Below are 15,738 nucleotides of genomic sequence, written 5' to 3' on the forward strand. Positions count from 1 at the left end.
AGATGGTGAAATGAGTAAAGCGCTGTTGTTGCAAAATGTCCGGCCCTGGGGGGCGGAGGCCACCGATATGCTGATCCGCGACGGGCGGATCGCCAGGATCGCCCAAGGGCAGGCGGCCGACGGTGCCGACACCGAAGACGGGGCAGGGGCCATCCTCCTGCCCGGGTTGGTCGAGGCGCATACCCATCTCGACAAGTCCCTCTGGGGCATGGGCTGGCGCCCGCATCAGGCCGGCCCGCGGCTGATCGACAAGATCGATACCGAGCGGCGCCTCAAGACCCAGTGGAACATCGACCCCCACCGCCAGTCGATGCGTCAGGCGCTTCTCTCGCTGTCCCATGGCTCGACCGCGATCCGCAGCCACGTGGATATCGACACCGAGATCGGCCTCGCCGGGTTCGAGGGCGTGGCGCAGACCCGCGATACCCTCAAGGGGCAGGTCGACATCGAGATCGTCGCCTTCCCGCAATCGGGCATGATGAGCCGCCCCGGCACCGCCGAGCTGATGGAAACCGCGCTCGCGAACGGCGCCGAAGTGGTCGGCGGGCTCGACCCCTGCGGCATCGACCGCGACCCCAAGGGTCAGCTCGACGCCGTCTTCGCGCTGGCCGAGAAACACGGCAAGCCGATCGACATCCACCTGCACGAACCCGATGAGCTGGGCGCGTTTTCGATGGAGATGATCCTCGACCGGATCCGCGCCCACGGCATGCAGGGGCAGGTCACGATCAGCCACGCCTTCTGTCTCGGCATGGCTGATCGTGCCCGCGCCCACGGGCTGATGGAGCGGCTGGCCGAGGAGAAGGTTTTCATCGCCACCGTCGCCACGCCATCGCGGCCCGTGCCGCCAGCGGCGGAGTTGCGTGAGCGCGGTATCACCCTCTGCGCGGGCTCCGACGGCATCCGCGACACGTGGGGGCCCTATGGCAATGCCGACATGCTGGAACGTGCCATGCTGCTGGGATTGCGCAACAATTTCCGCACCGACCCGGATGTCGAACATGCGCTCTGGTGCTGCTCCTATGGCGGGGCCGAGGTGATGGGGCTCGAGGGTTACGGCCTGACCGAAGGCAGCGCCGCCGATCTCGTGCTGGTCGATGCCGAGGCCGTGGCGCATGCCGTCGTCGCCCACCCGCCGCGCCGGCTGGTGCTCAAGGGCGGCGCCGTGGTGGCCCGCGACGGCCAGACCCTGACCGAGGCCCCGTGATGCCGGCACAGGAACAAGGCACCACGCTGATGACGGCCCGCTGGGTCGTCGGCCACGAAGACGGGCGGCACGTGCTGTTCGAGAACGGCGAAGTGGCGTTCGAGAACGGGCGGATTACCTTTGTCGGGCATGGTTTCCCCGGCGAGGCCGCCCGGCGGATCGACTGCGGCGATGCGGTGCTCGGCCCCGGCTTCATCGATCTCGACGCGCTGTCCGATCTCGACACCACCGTGCTTGGCTTCGACAATCAGCCGGCTTGGAAGAAAGGCCGGGTCTGGCCCGCAAGCTATATGCGCGCCGGCCCGCGAGAGATGTACACGCCCGAGGATCTGGCCTGGCAGAAGCGCTATGCTTTTACACGCCTGATCCGAAACGGAATTACCACGGCGTTGCCCATCGCCTCCCTATTCTACCGCGAATGGGGAGAGACGCCCGAAGAGTTTGCCGCTGCGGCCGACGCGGCAGAGGAGCTTGGGCTGCGGGTCTACCTGGGGCCAGCCTATCGGACCGGGAACACTTTCGTCACCGATGATGGAGAGATCGATTTCCATTTCGACGAGGCCCGTGGGCTCGATGGTCTGAAGGCGGCGGAAGCCTTTTGCCGCGATCATGAAGGCCGGGCCGGCGGGCTGATCCGCACCATGCTTGCCCCTGACCGGATCGAGACCTGCACCGAGGAATTGCTGCGCCGGACAGCTGCTGCCTCTGCCGACTTGGGCGTGCCCGTGCGGCTGCATTGCTGTCAGTCGGTCTTCGAATATGAAAGCGTGTTGCGTATGCACGGGAAAAGCCCGCCGGAATGGCTGTTGAGCCTCGGTTTCCTGTCGGAGCGCAGCATCCTGCCGCACCTGACCGTCATCTCGGGGCGCAACGGTATCACCCACGACGGGCCTGACCTTCAGATCCTCGCCGACTCGGGGGCCAGTCTGGCCCATTGCCCGCTGGTGATGGCGCGGGGCGGGCTGGCGCTTGATGACTTCGCCACCTACCGCGAAGCAGGCCTGACCATCGGTATGGGCACGGATACGCACCCGCCTGACATGATTTTGAACATGCAGGCGGGGCTGCTGATGGGCCGGCTGAGCGCGGGTCGCCCGCAGGCGGTGCGTTCAGAGGACATGTACGACGCGGCGACGCTTGGCGGGGCCAAGGCGCTGGGCCGGTCCGATCTTGGCCGGCTGGAGCCGGGCGCCTGTGCCGATATCACCGTGATCGGGCTGGACGACCCGGCGATGGGGCAGGTGATCGACCCGATCCAGACGCTGATGCTCAACGGCTCGGGCCGCGACGTGCGTACCGTGGTGATTGACGGGCGCGTGGTGATGCGCGACGGGGTGATCCCGGGGGTGGACGAGGCGGCGATGCAGGTGCAGGCGCAGGCCCAGTTCGACGGGCTTGTCCGGCAATACCCCGACCGGACGCATGGGCATCCGCCGTTATCCGATATTTTCTCGTCAAGTTACCCGCTTCGGAGGGCTGCCTCATGACCGACCTGCTGATCCGCAATGTGACCGCCGTGACCGTGGATGCGGGGCGCCGGGTGATCGAGAATGCCGCCATTGCCGTGCGTGGGGACCGGATCGTTTACGTCGGGTCTGATGCCGATCTTCCGGCTGAGTTTGAGGCGGCGAGGAAGGTGATCGACGGGCACGGAATGGCGGCGATGCCGGGGTTGATCGACAGCCATTCCCATGCGGGGCACGGGCTTGTCCGCTCGCTCGGGGCGGGCAATACCGAGGTCTGGTTTCAGGCGTGCGAGGAGATTTACGCGCGCGGCTCGACGGTGGATTTCTGGCGCGCCGAGGCGGAACTGGCGCAGCTGGAACGGCTGATGGCGGGCGTGACGACCAACCTGACCTTGCTGGGGGGCGGGGCCGATATCTATCGCACGGACGACCCGGTTTATGGCGATGCGCATTGTGCGGCGACCACGGCTTCGGGGCTTCGTACCGTGCTGGCCGTGGGGCCGGGGCGACCGCCTTTTCCCAAGCCATACAAGGCGTTGCAGAACGGCGAGGCACAGGATGTACGCCTGAGCTTCGCGCGGCAGATGGAGGTGAGCGAGGACCTGATCCGCCGGCATGATGGCGTGCTGGACAAGCGCACCGGCATCGCGCTGATCATGCCGGTTTACCACGCGCATCACATGGAGGACGCCGCTGATGCGAAGGCGATCCGCGAGATGTCTGAGGTCGTGGCCGACATGCGGGCGCGGCACGGGGTGCTCTACACGCAGGACGGCCATCGCGACGGGACCATCGCGCTGGCGCAGGGGCTTGGCACGCTGGGGCCTTTCGCGCTGTTGTCGCATAGCGTCGACCTGACCGACGCGGATTTCGCGGCGCTGCGGAAGACGGGGGCCAGTATCGTTCACAACCCGACGGCGATCATGTCGATCTATGGTCGCTGCCCGGCGCCGGAGCTGATCGACGCGGGGGTTCGGGTCGTGCTGGGCTCGGATGCCGGGGCGCCGGACCGGGGGTTCGACATGTTCCGGCACATGAAGCAGGCGATGCTGTATCACCGCCGTCACTTCGCCGATCCGGCATATATGCCGCCCGGCAAGGTGCTGGAAATGGCGACGATCGACGCGGCCGACGCGCTTGGGCTGGGCGACGAGCTGGGCTCGATCGAGACTGGAAAGAAAGCCGACATCATATTGATAGATATGAAAAAACCGCATCTCTCCCCGGTCAACATGCCGCTGACCCGGATCACTCATTTCGCCACCGCGGCGGATGTGGATACCGTGCTGGTCGACGGGCGTGTGGTGATGGAGGGGCGGCAGGTGAGGACGCTGGAGCCGGGGGCGGTGATGGAGGCCGCCGGGGTGGAGCTGGCGAAGGCGCTGGAGCGCACAGGGCTGACGGCGCTGACGGAGGAGCCTGCGGGCATGTGGGGGGCGACGCGGTTTGCCGGGGGGGAGGCGGGCTCATGAAAATCCACGTGGTGAACCCCAATTCGACCGCCGCGATGACCCGCACGATTGCCGAGACGGCGCGGGCGGTGGCGCGGGCCGGAACGACGATCACGGCCAGCAACCCGGCGCATGGGCCGGCGAGCATTCAGGGCTATTACGACGTGGCCGCCTGCATGCCGGGGCTGTTGGAGGAAGCAGGCCGGCACCGGGATGCGGATGCGGTCATCGTGGCCTGTTTCGACGATACCGGCGTCGATGCCTTGCGGGCGATGCTGGATGTTCCGGTCATCGGAATAGGCGAGGCCGCCTATCATGCGGCAAGCCTGATTTCCACGCGATTCTCGGTGGTTACGACCTTGCCGCGCTCGGTTCCGGGGCTGGAGGCGAACCTTGTGCGCTATGGCTTGATGGCGCGCTGTGGCTCGGTGCGGGCGAGCCGTGTGCCGGTTCTCGACCTGGAGAAACCGGGGGGAGAGGCCGAGCGGCTGATCGCCGCGGAGGTGCGGCTTGCGGTCGAGGAGGACATGGCGGAATGCATCGTGCTGGGCTGTGCGGGGATGGCGGAGATGCGGGCGCGTCTGGCGGAGGCGTTCGGCATTCCGGTCATCGACGGGATCGGCTGCGCGGTGGGGTTCGTCGAGACGCTGGTGGCCGCGGGGCTGAGCACGTCGAAGGCGGGGGGCTATGCCTCGCCGTTCGTGGCGGAGATGGCGTGAGATTTTCCGGTTAACGAGGCGGTTTCGGGCATTTGGGCGCGAATCAGGGTTAATGCCCTGATTTTGCGTGAAAACCGCATGTCGGTATCGCGTCGGTATAACGTCGGTATTACGTCGGTGTTTTTTCCCGACGCGAGGCGGGTTAACGCACCGCGCGGGCGGTGCGCCGGGCCCGTTCAGGCCGGGGCGGTTGCCGGCGGGGTTTCGGCGGGCGCCGGGCTGTCGGGAAAGGACAGCTCGCCGTTCCAGGCCGGAACGGTGATTTCCTGACCGGCGCGCGAGACCTTGACGCCCAAGGTGAGCAGGAAGCTCTTGGCCTCGATCCCGTCGGCGTCGGGAGACAGGCGGCCCGTGGAGCGGGCCAGCGACAGGACCCCCGCGACGATGGCCGAGGCGGCGGAGGTGCCGCCGAAGCGGCAGAAATAGGAGCCGAATTCGCGCAGGCCGATTTCCGGCTCGTCGCCCAGGAACGGGCCGCCAGCATAGCCGTAGATGCCCGGCACGTCGGTGCTGATGATGTCGAAGGCGGAGAATTTCTCGTTCGAGGCAGCCGAGGCATGGGCGGGCAAGGTCTGATCTGCGCGGTGCGGATCGAGGCGGATTTCGCCCCGGTCGTAGGTTTCGCCGTCATCGCTTGGCCCGCAGAGCGTGACGTGGCGGGTGTCGGAATAGCTGCTGCCGACACCCTTGGCGTTGATCGCGCCGACCGAGATGATGCCGTTATGTTCGGAGGCGAGGTTGGCGGGGTAGATGCCGTGCTCCTCGTTGCTGTTGCCGGCGGCGCAGACGATGGGGCGCTGATGCGAGACCTGCACCAGAAGCGTGGCGAGTTCTTCCCACATCTCGAGCTCGGCCGGGGTGATGGCGGTGGGGGCCACGAGGTCGCGCAGGGCATGGTCGCTGATCATCCGGTTGAGCTCGGGCACGGTGCGGCTGGGGTCGGAGATGGTGCGGGGGATCAGGACGACATCGGCGTCGATCAGCTCGGCATAGAGCAGGGCGAGGATGAGCTGCTCGGGGTCGGGATTGTAGTTGGTCGAGATCGGGACGATCTCGCAATGCGGGTCGACGCCGGCATAGGGCAGGGGGACGTTGTCGTGACCGGGGACGGGGCTTGGGTAGCCGTCGGCGGCGCGGGCGATGGCGGGCCGGGCGCCGACAAGGCCGCAGATGGCCGTGCCGTGAGAAGAGAAGTCGGCCCCCGTCATCGGCTGGATGCCGTCGAGCCAGGCGGTGCCGTCATGCGACAGCCGGTCGACCATCTCGGCCAGCAGCTCGGAGGCGCGGGGCAGGCCATCGACGACGGGCGTGCCGGCGTTGAGGTCGAGGGCGCCGATCCTGGCGGTACCGTCGCGATAGGGGAAGGCGCCGAGGCGTGTCGAGAAGAGGTCGAGCGCGAGGTCGCGGTTGATGGCGGGGCGCAGGTTGGGGTGGTCGGCCGCGACGGAAGTGTCGATCACCGCCACGCGGGTGGGGCGCGGGGCGTCGGGTGCGACCTGCCAGCCGTTGGGCGCGTGATCGGGCGTCAGGATGCCGAGGGCCACGAGATGCCAGAGCGCGTCGTAATCGGGGTGTGTTTCGGGTTTGGTCATGGTCTCAGATCCATTCCTGGTAGGCGGCGAGCATCTGCTTGCGGAGGACTTTTTCGAGCACCGGCGCGATCATCCGGGCGAGTTCGTAGCCGGCGCGGGAGTCGGAGGCGTAGTGCACCCCGGCCCATTCGCGGTTCTCGGCGATCCGCCGGGCGCTGTGGAAAAGCTCGGCGCTGCCCGGGTGTTCGGGAAGCATGCGCGAGAAGATGAAGGCGATCGAGAAGGACTGGAACGAATGGTTGCTTGGATAGGAGGCGTGCGCGGGGTTGGGCAGGCAGGGCCTGAGCCTCGGTTCGGCCTGGTTCGGGCGCAGGAGGCTGAACCGGTCCTTGAAGCGCAGGCCGATCTCGTCGGTGAGGGCGAGCACGGTGAGGAAAAGCGCGACCGTGGCGCCGTAGCCGCCGTATTCCTCGATGCCGAGGGGGCGGAGGTAGCCTGAGAGCTCGAGGCTGGCTTCGCGGAAGATCTCGTCGCGGCGGGTGGCGGCCTCGGACTGGGTGCGCAGGTGCTGCTTGACCAGAAGGTCGATGCATTCGTGGCGCAGCTGTTCCATCGTGGGGGGCGGTTGCAGGGGCAGGCCATCCCATTCACCGAGGATCTCGTAGAGCGCCTGCCGTTCTTCCCAGGGCTCGAGGATGCCGAGGCCGCCATCGGTGTCGAGGTTGCCGGCGTCGCGGTTGCGGTTGCGATTCCTGTTGCGATTGCGGTTTCGGTTCCGATTGCGGTTCCGGTTCCTGTTGCGGTTCCGGTTCAGTGCCAGAAGGCTGCCAAGGGCGCCGCCCGCGCCGGCCGCGGGGCCGCCGGCGGCGGCCGGGTCGGCCTGTGGCGCATCGGCCCGGCCTTCGAGGGCCAGCCCTGCGGCGGTTACCACGAGCCGGTGCCGCTGAAGCAGCCCGGCGGTGTTCAGTTCCTGATCATAATCCACAAACATTCAGCCCCCTGAGTATCTGGTCTTCGGTTTCCCGGTGCAGGACGCGGAACCGCTTGCGGCGGATCTCCGGGTCGCTGAAATCCGGATCTTCGATGAGCAACCGGTCGTAGATGCCGCGCGCCTCTTCCGGGCGGTTCTGCAGGCCGTAGGTTGCGGTGAGGTATCGCATCGCCGCCGAGAAGCGCGGCTGGCGGGTGAGGGCGGCGCGGCCGGAGGTGACGGCCTGGCCCAGCTCGCCCTTGAGCATGGCGGTCATGCAGAGCGTGGTGTCGAAGCCGAAGCGCAGCGGGCTGTACGCGCCCAGCCGGACGGCGCGGCGGGCGGCGTCATAGGCGGCGTCGATCTCGCCGGTGTAGAGCTTGTGGAGCGCGTAGTGATCCCAGACGAAGGCCTGGGTGGGGTTCAGCTCGACCGCCCTGTTCAGCAGGGTGGCGGCGGCCGCGTGATCGCCGAAGCCGTAGCCCAGCACGTGGCCGAGGCTGGCGAGCGTGATGCTGTTGAAGGGGTTGCCCTGGAGCACCTCGCGGACGAGGGCGCGGGTTTCCTCGGCCTCGCCCGAGGCGAGCTGGCCGACGTTTTCGCCCAGCTTGAAGGAGAGGCCGTAGCATTTCAGGGCCGGGTAGATCGGGTCGGGGGAGATGTCCTGGGCCGCGTCGAGGAGGGTCTGGGCGTTGTCGAGCGCGTTGTCGTCGAGGCGGAACATGAGGTTGAGGGCGGTGTAGGCCACCTGTTGCGGCGGGGGCGGCTGGCCGCCGGGGGTGCCGCGGCGTTCGAAGAGGAACCGGGCGAGGCGGTCGACATTCTGCGAGATGAAGCCGTGCATGAGGCCGAAATCGTCCTCGATCACGTCGCGGCGCTGGGCCTGGATGGACTGGGACCATTCGAGGATCATGTTGGGCGCGCGGTAGAGGAAGAAGGTGAAGGTCATCGCCTCGCCGATCTGGAGCGTGCGCAGGCGGACGTAATATTCGACCTCGACGGCGCCGGTGAGCGTGTCGCTGGGCAAGGTGGCGTTGCGGAAGTCGTAGATGTTGACGGGTTCGAGCTCCTTGAGGTTGCGGGCGATGCCCTCGAGGATGAAATCGGCCAGGTACATGGTGCTGTCGTCGCAGCCGTGCTGGATGCTGGGCAGGTAGCCGATGCAGAGTTTCGAGGGGTTGGGGGGCGCCATGCGTTGCAGCAAGGGCTGCGGATCCGGCCGGGCGGGCAGGGCCAGGCCCGAGGCGGGGGTGCGGGGCGAGGTTTCCGCCATCCGGGTGAGCTTGTCGGTCCAGAGGGTGCGCTCCGTGCGGAGCCAGTCCTCGAATTCCTCGTCGGCGATATCCATGCCTTCGAGAAGCTGGGTGTCGGGGTTGAGCGCCAGTTTGCCGTAGAGGCCGGGGGTGTCGTCGAGCGCCCAGGCATCGACCCAGAGCGTGTCGGCCCGCAGGCTGATGGTCTTGCTGTCGATGACGAGGATATCGTCGATCAGTTCGCCCAGGTCGCGTTTCAGCTCGAAGACGGTCTGGCGGAGGTTGGTGGCGGCGCGTTTCTGGTTGCTGCCGCTCCAGAGCCGGTCGCGGAGCCAGACGCGGGTGCGTTCGTTGCGGGGGGCCAGCGCCAGCAGGGCGAGAAGGCCCTGCGCCTTCTGGCCCTTGGGCGTGATGCGGCCGAACCGGGTGTCGGTAAGCGCGAAGGGCCCGAGGAGGTACATGCGCAGCCGCGGCGGCCGGTCGTTCGCGGCCTGCGATGCGTCGATGTCCTGGACCAGTGTCACGGAACGACCCTTTCGTCGGTCTGAGAATCGGAGTGCGACACAACTTGAGCACGAAATAATGGCAAAACCGGGAAACCGACCGTAGACCTTTGAAACCGCTGCCGAACTCACTCGCAGTCACTCCTGTTCAACTGCGAATCATCCTTGGTAATCTGGCGTTATGGGAGCGTTAGGCGCGGCGCCTGCCGGGCGTTATGCGCCGGTTTTCCGTCTGTTGGCCCGCGGACACCCCCACACCAAGAAGCTGAAACCCTTTCACTTTTACACCCGTATGGCGTGTATCGGTGCGTCGGTAAATGCCTAACCTTTCCCTAACGTCAATTTCGGCAGGTTTGTACTCAGCCGGGCGGTCGGATGGCCGCAAACCACGCGGCCCCGGCGCGACGGCACATTTGAAACCTCATCAGGAGAAGACCCATGGCTGATACCAAAGTTGCCGCTCTCGAAGCGAAAATCGCAGAACTCGAAGGCCGCATTCGCGGCGTGAACCCTTCGGTGATCGACAAGATCGGCTCGCTGGCGAATTTCAGCGCCGGCAGCTGCACGAACGAGTGCACCGCCGCCTGTACCATCGGCTGCACCAAGGGCTGCACCGGGACCTGTGTCACGCAGGAACCCGAGCTCGATGTCGAGGTGGCCACCACGGTCGTGGACCAGGGCGAGGTCGCGCGCGGCGTGAACCTCTTCAACAGCCTCGCGAAGCGGTAAGCCCCGGCGGCCCGGCCCGGCGGCGGTGCCGTCGGGCCTATCCCGCGGAGATTTCCTGTCACCCTCAACCGAACGGGGACGTCCCATGAAAAAGATACATCTGCTCGAAATGCAGCTGACCAATCTCGAACTGCAGATCCGCAACCTTCAGCTTGTGCAGGGCCTCGTTTCGGAAGCCCGCACCCATGGCTGCACCGGGGGTTGCACCGGAAGCTGCCCCGACCCGACAGGCGATTGCACCTATGGCTGCACCAACGGCTGCACCAATGGCTGTACCGACGGGTGCAATGACGAGGTGGGCGGGGTGTTCGGCCCCGATGACCTTGTCGGCGATCCGGGCGATCCGGGCGGGCCGCAGGGGCCGGGCAAGTCGTAAGCCGGACCAATCACAGGGAGAGAACAGATGCTGACCGAAACCGGGGCGGCGCTGCCGCCGCAGGAGACACACGATAGCGCCGCGCGCCTGGCGCGCGAGGCACTGCACCTTTTCGCCGCGACGCCCCAGTCGCGGGACATGCCGTGGGACCCGGGGCCCATGGTGCTGGCCGATCATGCCAGGCTTGAGGCGGGCCAGCTCGAGACGACCAGCGCGGCCTGGTTGGAGCGGATACCGGCGCCTCCCGGCCCGTTTTCCGTCTTCGCCGGTCACGCGGGCCTGGTCATGGGGCTTTGGCATCTCTCCCGTGCCGGGCTGCCTGACCAGGCCGTTATGAAACGAACACATGCCCGGTTGCGCGACGAGCTGCTTCTGGCGAGCCGCCGGGCCGGCTGGGCCCGGCCGGTCAGGGACTGGTACGATTACGACCTGGTGACGGGGCCGGCGGGGCTGTTGCTGTCGATGCTGCCCGACGGGGCGGTCGAGGCGGAGCAACTGGCGCCGGTGGTGGCGCATTTGGTGGGTCTGCTGGAGGCGGAGGACCTTGCCGGGCTGCGGCCGGACGGGTGCGGGGCGGATGCGCAAAGGCGGTGGAACCTTGGCCGGGTGAACCTTGGGCTGGCCCACGGGGTGCCCGGGGTGATTGCGGCGCTGAGCGGGTATATCCGGCGTTATGCGCCGGAGGATGAGCGGGTTTACATGGCGCTGGAGCGGGCGACCGGGTGGCTGATCGCGCAGGCGCATCGTGACCGGCGGGGGCTGACGACATGGGCGCCCGGTTCTGAGGCCGGGTTGCCGGACCCGGCCCCGGCGAGCCATCGCGAGGCGTGGTGCTATGGCGCGCCGGCGAATGCCTGGGTGATCTGGGAGGCGGGGGATGTGCTGGACCGCCCGGCGTTCCGGAGCTTTGCGCTGGAAACCTTCCATGCCTATGCCAGCCGGTTCGACCCGGCCTTTCACCTGGATCGGGACCCGCTGGAACGGCTGGCCATCTGTCATGGGGCGGCGGGGATCATGCTGATCGCCGATGCCTTCGTGCGGCATGCGGGGTTTGCCCCGGCCGAGGCGTTGCGCGGGGCGACGCGGGAGCTTGTCGAGCCCCGGCTGGGCGATGTGCCGGCGATGATGGTCGCCAACCCCACCATGCTGAGCGGGGCGAGCGGCATCCTGTCGGCGATTTTCACCATTCAAGGAGGGCGGCGCGACTGGCTGTCGGCGCTGGGATTGAGATGACACATCAGATGACGAATTTCCTGTGCGATCCGCGGGACGAGCCCGTGCTGTCGCTGAAGAACGAAACGCTGGCGTTGAACCATATCGCGACGCTGATGGGGGCCGAGGCCGAAAGGGCCGTGCTGAACGGTGCGCCGGACGAGGCGCGGCTGGCGCTGGCGCGCTGCGTGTTCCGCGAGGCCGGGATGGCGGCGGTGGCGCAGTTCTACGAGAACGACGGCTGGGTTCAGCTTGGGCTGAGCCCCTGCCCGGGGATGCGAGCGGCGCTGTACCGGGAGGTTGAAAAGCTGCCGGCGCGGCTGCGTGGGCGGTTCCAGGTGCGGGCGGCGTTCTTCATGCACAAGCCGCCGGGGCTTCGGCTTCGGGTGCAGGCGGCGCTGACGGATGCCGGGGCGCTGGGCTTCGAGATGGCGGACGCGGCCAGGGGCTGGCGCGAGGCGGGTCTCGTTTCGGATGTGCGGGAGGAGATCTACGAGCCGGAGACCACTCTCTTTGGCGGGGCGGGGTCGATGCGGCATGTGCACGGGCTGTTCTCGGAGGATAGCGGGTTCTGGCTGGCGCATCACGCCAGGCCCGAGCAGGGGGAGCGGACGCTGGAGGTGGCGCTGATCCTGTTGCGGTACGTGTTCTCGGGGCTGGGCGTGGTCGACTGGGAGGATATCGACGTCTGGGAGAAGGTGCGGTCGCGCACCGGGCGGGCGTTTCCGGCGGGGTTCGACGCGGATGGCAGTGCGCTGGGCGAGGTCGGGGCGACGATCCTGCGGCTGTGGTCGGAGCCGGGCGGGGTGTTGCGCGCGCTCGATGCGCGGACGCGGGCGCGGACGGAACGGGCCGGGGCGCGGCTGGTGAAGCTGGCGGCGGACTGGAAGGCCGAGTGTTTCGATGCGGGGCGGGCCGGGACCGGGGTGCGGTCGGCCGCGGCGCTTTACACGATCTTCTTTTTCAACCGCGCGGGGCTGCCGCTGGAGCGGCAGATCATCGTGGCGGAAACGCTGGCCAGCCGACAGGTGATGGAATGAAGGATATGCATGTTGTGTCTGACACGGCCGTGGCGACCTGCGTGATGATGCGGGTTTGTGCGGTGCCGCTGGAGCTGTACCGGGAGGCGGTGCCGCCCGATCTGCATGGGCTGTTGCTGGAGCACGAGGCGTGCCGGGCCGGGCTGGAGAGGGCGGCGGAGGCGGCGGTTGCGGCGCTTGATGACGTGGTCAATGCCGGTGGCTGGAGCCGGGAGGAGACCAAGAAGCTGGGCACGCTGCGCCGGCGGGTGGCGCGGCGGGCGCCGCCGCAGCCGGTGGATGGCGAGACGCTGGGCTGGCTGGCGGAGCGGGCTGCGCCGCTGGCGGCGGAGATCGAGGGGGTGTTCGGGGCGCTGGCGAGGCGCGACGGGCTGCTGGACGAGATCGCGGCAAGGTTGGAGGCGGGGGCCGAGGCGGTGCTGCCGGAGGTCTGGGCGCGGATCGCGGGGGCGCCGGCGCTGGCGGCGCTGGTGAGGGAACATGATGCGGCGTTCTTCGGGCTGTGTTCGGAGGGGGCGGAGGAGGCCGGGTTCTGGAGCGGCAAGCGGGGGCGGCACCGGGCGAAGTATCTCAAGACGATCCTGCAAAGGGGGACGTTCCGGACGGTGCCGCGCGGGTGGTACACTTATGCAGGGTTTGCGGCTGTTCAGGGTGGCCCGACGGGCCCGCTGGTCGTAGCCGCGCGAAAGGCGGCAAGCCATGCGGTGAACTTCCATGACCTGCGGCGGCGGGCGAGCGAGGATTGGGCGGAGGGGGACGACGTGCCGCTGATGCTGTCGCCGCTCAACTGGCGGGACGGGGAGCGGATAGGCTTTTGCGTCTCGGGCTGGGCGAACCCGGCGAAGGTGTCGGAGATCAGCCTGCGGCGCAGCGATTTCCTGGGGCGCGTGCTGGAGGCGATGGAAGGGCACGTGCTGTCGGCGAAGGAGATTGCCGGGCGGATGGATGGTGCCGTGACGCCGGAAGAGACGGAGATCCTGCCGGCGTTCCTGGCTCATCTGCTGGAGAAGGGGGTGGTGCAGGCCTGTCCGCAGGCCGGGCAGAGCTTGAGCGGGTGGGCCGCGCCGGGGCGGCTTTCGGCGCCAGCGCATATCCGGGCTCGGCCGCATAGTTTCACGGATGTCTATACCGGGATCGAGGGGGCGGTGAGTGCTGACCAGCTTGAACGGGTGCAGGCGGGAATGGCGGATGTGGCGCGGCTGTCGGCCTTGATCGAGGGCGATCGGGCCGGGCAGGCGGGGCCGGGGGATGCGCGGGCTGCGAGCGGGAGCGTGCCGCTTTTGTCGGTGGTCCGGGCGCGGCTTCTGAAGGAGGAGCGCGCAGGTGGCGCGCCGGTGCCGAGCGGTGGGACGCCTGCGGCGTTCCGGGCCTGCGACTGGCCGTTGCCGTCGTCGAGGCAGGGCGCCTATGCGCGGCTGCACGGGCATATCGGGTCGCGCCTTGGCGGGGCGGGGCCAATCACGCTGCCGGGGGCGTTGCTGGAGGGCGGCGGTGCGGCGCCGGTCTGGCCGAGGGACGCGATGGTCAGGCTGGCCGGGCCGGCGGCCGGGTTCTGTGGGGTCTTCGACGAAAGCTTCGTCGCCGGGTCGATGGATGCGCGGTTTCTTTGGGCGGCGGAGCGGCTGGGCCATGACCTGCCGCAGAAGGCGTTTTACGAGGAGTTCCTGACGGCCCTTCAGGGCGATCATGGCATCCGGTTCGTCGAGCTGCTGTTTCCGCCGCTTTCCCTGGGGGCCGCCAACGCGGTGATCCGGCCGCGTTACCTGGACCGCTGGACGGGCGACCCGGATTGCGGAAGCTACTTTCAGTCGGAGACGGCGGGCATGGAGTTCCTGTCGCTCGAGCGGTTCGGCATCGAGCGGACGGCGCGGGGGCAGCGGCTGACCTGCGACGGGGAACGGATTTTCGCGATGTACCACGCGACCCGGCTGCCGCTGCCGCCCTGGGACGTTCTGACCAACCAGATGCTGAACGCGGCGCCGCCATTCATGCGGGTGTCGTCGCGGCGGTTGCACCGGGTGCTGGATGCATTTCCGGAGGCGGCGTCGGCGCCGCCCGTTCAGACGGAAAGCGGGCTGGTGGTGTCCTGTGCGCAGTGGCGGTTGCGGCCGGAGGAGCATTGGGCGCCGGAAGACGGGCTGCTGGACAAGATGCGCGGGCTGGCGCGGCTGAGGCGGGACCGGGGCGTGCCGCGTTTCGTGTTCCTGTCGCCGGGGCCGGGGCTGCGGCCGGAGGTGTGTGATCTGGATGACCCGCTGAGCCCGCGGAAGATCGAGGAGGTGGCCGAGACCGCGCCGGACCTGCTGGCGATCGCGATGACGCCGGACGAGACGACGAGCCTTGTGAAGAGCGCGCTGGGCACGCATGCGGCCTGTGCGCTGGTCCGGTATCCGCTGGGGCGGGGGCCGGGTGCGTTGGCGGAAGGGGCGGCGGCGGAGCTGAAGTGGTGAAGATGCGCCGGGCTGGTCAGGCTTCCTTCGCCTCGGCCTCGGCCAGGAATTTCAGCGAGATCTCGGCGGCCTTGGCGACATGGGCCTGCGCGGCCTTCTTGGCGCGCTCGGGGTCGCGGGCTTCGAGGGCTTCGAGCAGTTCGCCGAGTTCCTCGATGGATTTGTCGAGCCGGCCGCCGGCCTTCAGCGAGGTGGCGCGCAGCAGGAGGATGCGGGAATTGAGGAAGTTCAGGCTGGGCCCGAGGGCCTTGTTGCCGGAGCCTTCGATCAGTTTCTCGTAGAAACGGTTCTTGGCGGCGACGCGGACGACCGGGTCGCTCGAGCCGGAGATGGCCTTGAGCCCTTCATAGGCTTCGCGCAGGGCCTGCAGGTCGTCTTCGGTGGCGCGTTCGGCGAAGATGGCGGCGGCGAGCCCTTCGAGTTCGGAGCGGACCATGTAGATGTCGCGGGCCATCGAGGATTCGATCTTGGCGACGACCGGGCCGCGATGCGGGACGACGTCGATCAGACCCTCGGATTCGAGCTGACGGAGCGCTTCGCGGATCAGGGTGCGGCTGACGCCGACCATTTCGCACAGGCGGCGTTCGAGAAGCCGTTCGCCGGGCGAGAAGCGCCCCGCGACGATGGCGTTGCGGATGGCTTCGATCACCTGAATCCGCAGGGGCGCGGCAACGCGTTCCACCCGGAATTCCGTATTCGGATCGGCTGATTTACCTGTCGTCACGATGGCAGCCTTACGTTTCTGACCTGACAGAGCATAGGCAATCTCTGCGTAGACGGGAACCCCTGCAACCCACAGGGGATCCCGCTTTTTTCAAGACGTTGCACGA

General features: G+C 67.9%; 13 protein-coding genes. 9 read left to right on the plus strand and 4 right to left on the minus strand.

The features are described from left to right. The first annotated feature begins 10 nt into the window (after positions 1 to 10). Genes RIdsm_RS06315 through RIdsm_RS06330 form a run of 4 tightly spaced genes read left to right on the plus strand, consistent with a single transcriptional unit; the run spans position 11 to position 4,843 of the window. The gene (locus RIdsm_RS06315; protein WP_057815083.1) at positions 11 to 1,207 is read left to right on the plus strand and encodes an amidohydrolase family protein; all 1,197 of its coding nucleotides are present in this window, start codon (positions 11 to 13) and stop codon (positions 1,205 to 1,207) included. Next, entirely contained in the window at positions 1,207 to 2,694 is a 1,488-nt protein-coding gene (locus RIdsm_RS06320; RefSeq protein ID WP_057814589.1) for an amidohydrolase family protein, read from the plus strand. The genes RIdsm_RS06315 and RIdsm_RS06320 overlap by 1 nt, the downstream gene beginning before the upstream one ends. Continuing rightward, a complete protein-coding gene (locus RIdsm_RS06325; protein WP_057814592.1) occupies positions 2,691 to 4,145 on the plus strand; it encodes an amidohydrolase family protein in 1,455 nt (484 codons plus the stop codon). The genes RIdsm_RS06320 and RIdsm_RS06325 overlap by 4 nt, the downstream gene beginning before the upstream one ends. Then, positions 4,142 to 4,843, plus strand: coding sequence for an aspartate/glutamate racemase family protein (locus RIdsm_RS06330; RefSeq protein WP_057814594.1), 702 nt, complete (start codon positions 4,142 to 4,144; stop codon positions 4,841 to 4,843). The genes RIdsm_RS06325 and RIdsm_RS06330 overlap by 4 nt, the downstream gene beginning before the upstream one ends. 176 nt (positions 4,844 to 5,019) lie before the next feature. On the opposite strand, the gene RIdsm_RS06335 is transcribed toward RIdsm_RS06330, so the two are convergent. From RIdsm_RS06335 to RIdsm_RS06345, 3 genes are read right to left on the minus strand one after another with little or no spacing between them, the layout of a single operon-like run. Continuing rightward, positions 5,020 to 6,435: a S8/S53 family peptidase gene (locus RIdsm_RS06335; protein ID WP_057814596.1), complete on the minus strand. Its 1,416-nt coding sequence runs from the start codon at positions 6,433 to 6,435 to the stop codon at positions 5,020 to 5,022. Between the two features lie 4 nt (positions 6,436 to 6,439). Further along, positions 6,440 to 7,366, minus strand: a complete 927-nt coding sequence (locus RIdsm_RS06340) for a phosphatase PAP2 family protein (RefSeq protein ID WP_236553197.1) — start codon at positions 7,364 to 7,366, stop codon at positions 6,440 to 6,442. Then, complete coding sequence (locus RIdsm_RS06345) at positions 7,350 to 9,122, minus strand: AfsR/SARP family transcriptional regulator (protein ID WP_057814598.1); 1,773 nt, start codon at positions 9,120 to 9,122, stop codon at positions 7,350 to 7,352. Before RIdsm_RS06345 ends, RIdsm_RS06340 begins: the two co-directional genes overlap by 17 nt. Before the next feature lie 417 nt (positions 9,123 to 9,539). On the opposite strand from RIdsm_RS06345, the gene RIdsm_RS06350 reads away from it, so the two are divergent. From RIdsm_RS06350 to RIdsm_RS06370, 5 genes are all read left to right on the plus strand, one after another. Then, entirely contained in the window at positions 9,540 to 9,830 is a 291-nt protein-coding gene (locus RIdsm_RS06350) for a hypothetical protein (protein ID WP_057814600.1), read from the plus strand. Positions 9,831 to 9,915: 85 nt separating this feature from the next. After that, entirely contained in the window at positions 9,916 to 10,206 is a 291-nt protein-coding gene (locus RIdsm_RS06355) for a hypothetical protein (RefSeq protein ID WP_057814602.1), read from the plus strand. 27 nt (positions 10,207 to 10,233) lie between these two features. Beyond that, entirely contained in the window at positions 10,234 to 11,439 is a 1,206-nt protein-coding gene (locus tag RIdsm_RS06360) for a lanthionine synthetase LanC family protein (protein ID WP_057814604.1), read from the plus strand. After that, positions 11,436 to 12,458, plus strand: a complete 1,023-nt coding sequence (locus RIdsm_RS06365) for a thiopeptide-type bacteriocin biosynthesis protein (protein ID WP_057814606.1) — start codon at positions 11,436 to 11,438, stop codon at positions 12,456 to 12,458. The genes RIdsm_RS06360 and RIdsm_RS06365 overlap by 4 nt, the downstream gene beginning before the upstream one ends. A gap of 14 nt (positions 12,459 to 12,472) precedes the next feature. Then, positions 12,473 to 14,908, plus strand: a complete 2,436-nt coding sequence (locus RIdsm_RS06370; RefSeq protein WP_143100443.1) for a hypothetical protein — start codon at positions 12,473 to 12,475, stop codon at positions 14,906 to 14,908. A gap of 16 nt (positions 14,909 to 14,924) precedes the next feature. On the opposite strand, the gene RIdsm_RS06375 is transcribed toward RIdsm_RS06370, so the two are convergent. Further along, entirely contained in the window at positions 14,925 to 15,590 is a 666-nt protein-coding gene (locus tag RIdsm_RS06375; RefSeq protein ID WP_064261385.1) for a GntR family transcriptional regulator, read from the minus strand. Between the last annotated feature and the right edge of the window lie 148 nt (positions 15,591 to 15,738).

This window comes from Roseovarius indicus (assembly GCF_008728195.1).
In the GTDB taxonomy this organism is placed as follows: Bacteria; Pseudomonadota; Alphaproteobacteria; order Rhodobacterales; family Rhodobacteraceae; genus Roseovarius; species Roseovarius indicus.

Bases quoted from the DNA above. Each gene is read 5' to 3' on its own strand.
- RIdsm_RS06335 (WP_057814596.1), bottom strand. From the start codon at position 6,435: ATGACCAAACCCGAAACACACCCCGATTACGACGCGCTCTGGCATCTC.
- RIdsm_RS06360 (WP_057814604.1), top strand. From the start codon at position 10,234: ATGCTGACCGAAACCGGGGCGGCGCTGCCGCCGCAGGAGACACACGAT.
- RIdsm_RS06355 (WP_057814602.1), top strand. From the start codon at position 9,916: ATGAAAAAGATACATCTGCTCGAAATGCAGCTGACCAATCTCGAACTG.
- RIdsm_RS06315 (WP_057815083.1), top strand. From the start codon at position 11: ATGAGTAAAGCGCTGTTGTTGCAAAATGTCCGGCCCTGGGGGGCGGAG.
- RIdsm_RS06320 (WP_057814589.1), top strand. From the start codon at position 1,207: ATGCCGGCACAGGAACAAGGCACCACGCTGATGACGGCCCGCTGGGTC.
- RIdsm_RS06350 (WP_057814600.1), top strand. From the start codon at position 9,540: ATGGCTGATACCAAAGTTGCCGCTCTCGAAGCGAAAATCGCAGAACTC.
- RIdsm_RS06325 (WP_057814592.1), top strand. From the start codon at position 2,691: ATGACCGACCTGCTGATCCGCAATGTGACCGCCGTGACCGTGGATGCG.
- RIdsm_RS06365 (WP_057814606.1), top strand. From the start codon at position 11,436: ATGACACATCAGATGACGAATTTCCTGTGCGATCCGCGGGACGAGCCC.
- RIdsm_RS06340 (WP_236553197.1), bottom strand. From the start codon at position 7,366: ATGTTTGTGGATTATGATCAGGAACTGAACACCGCCGGGCTGCTTCAG.
- RIdsm_RS06330 (WP_057814594.1), top strand. From the start codon at position 4,142: ATGAAAATCCACGTGGTGAACCCCAATTCGACCGCCGCGATGACCCGC.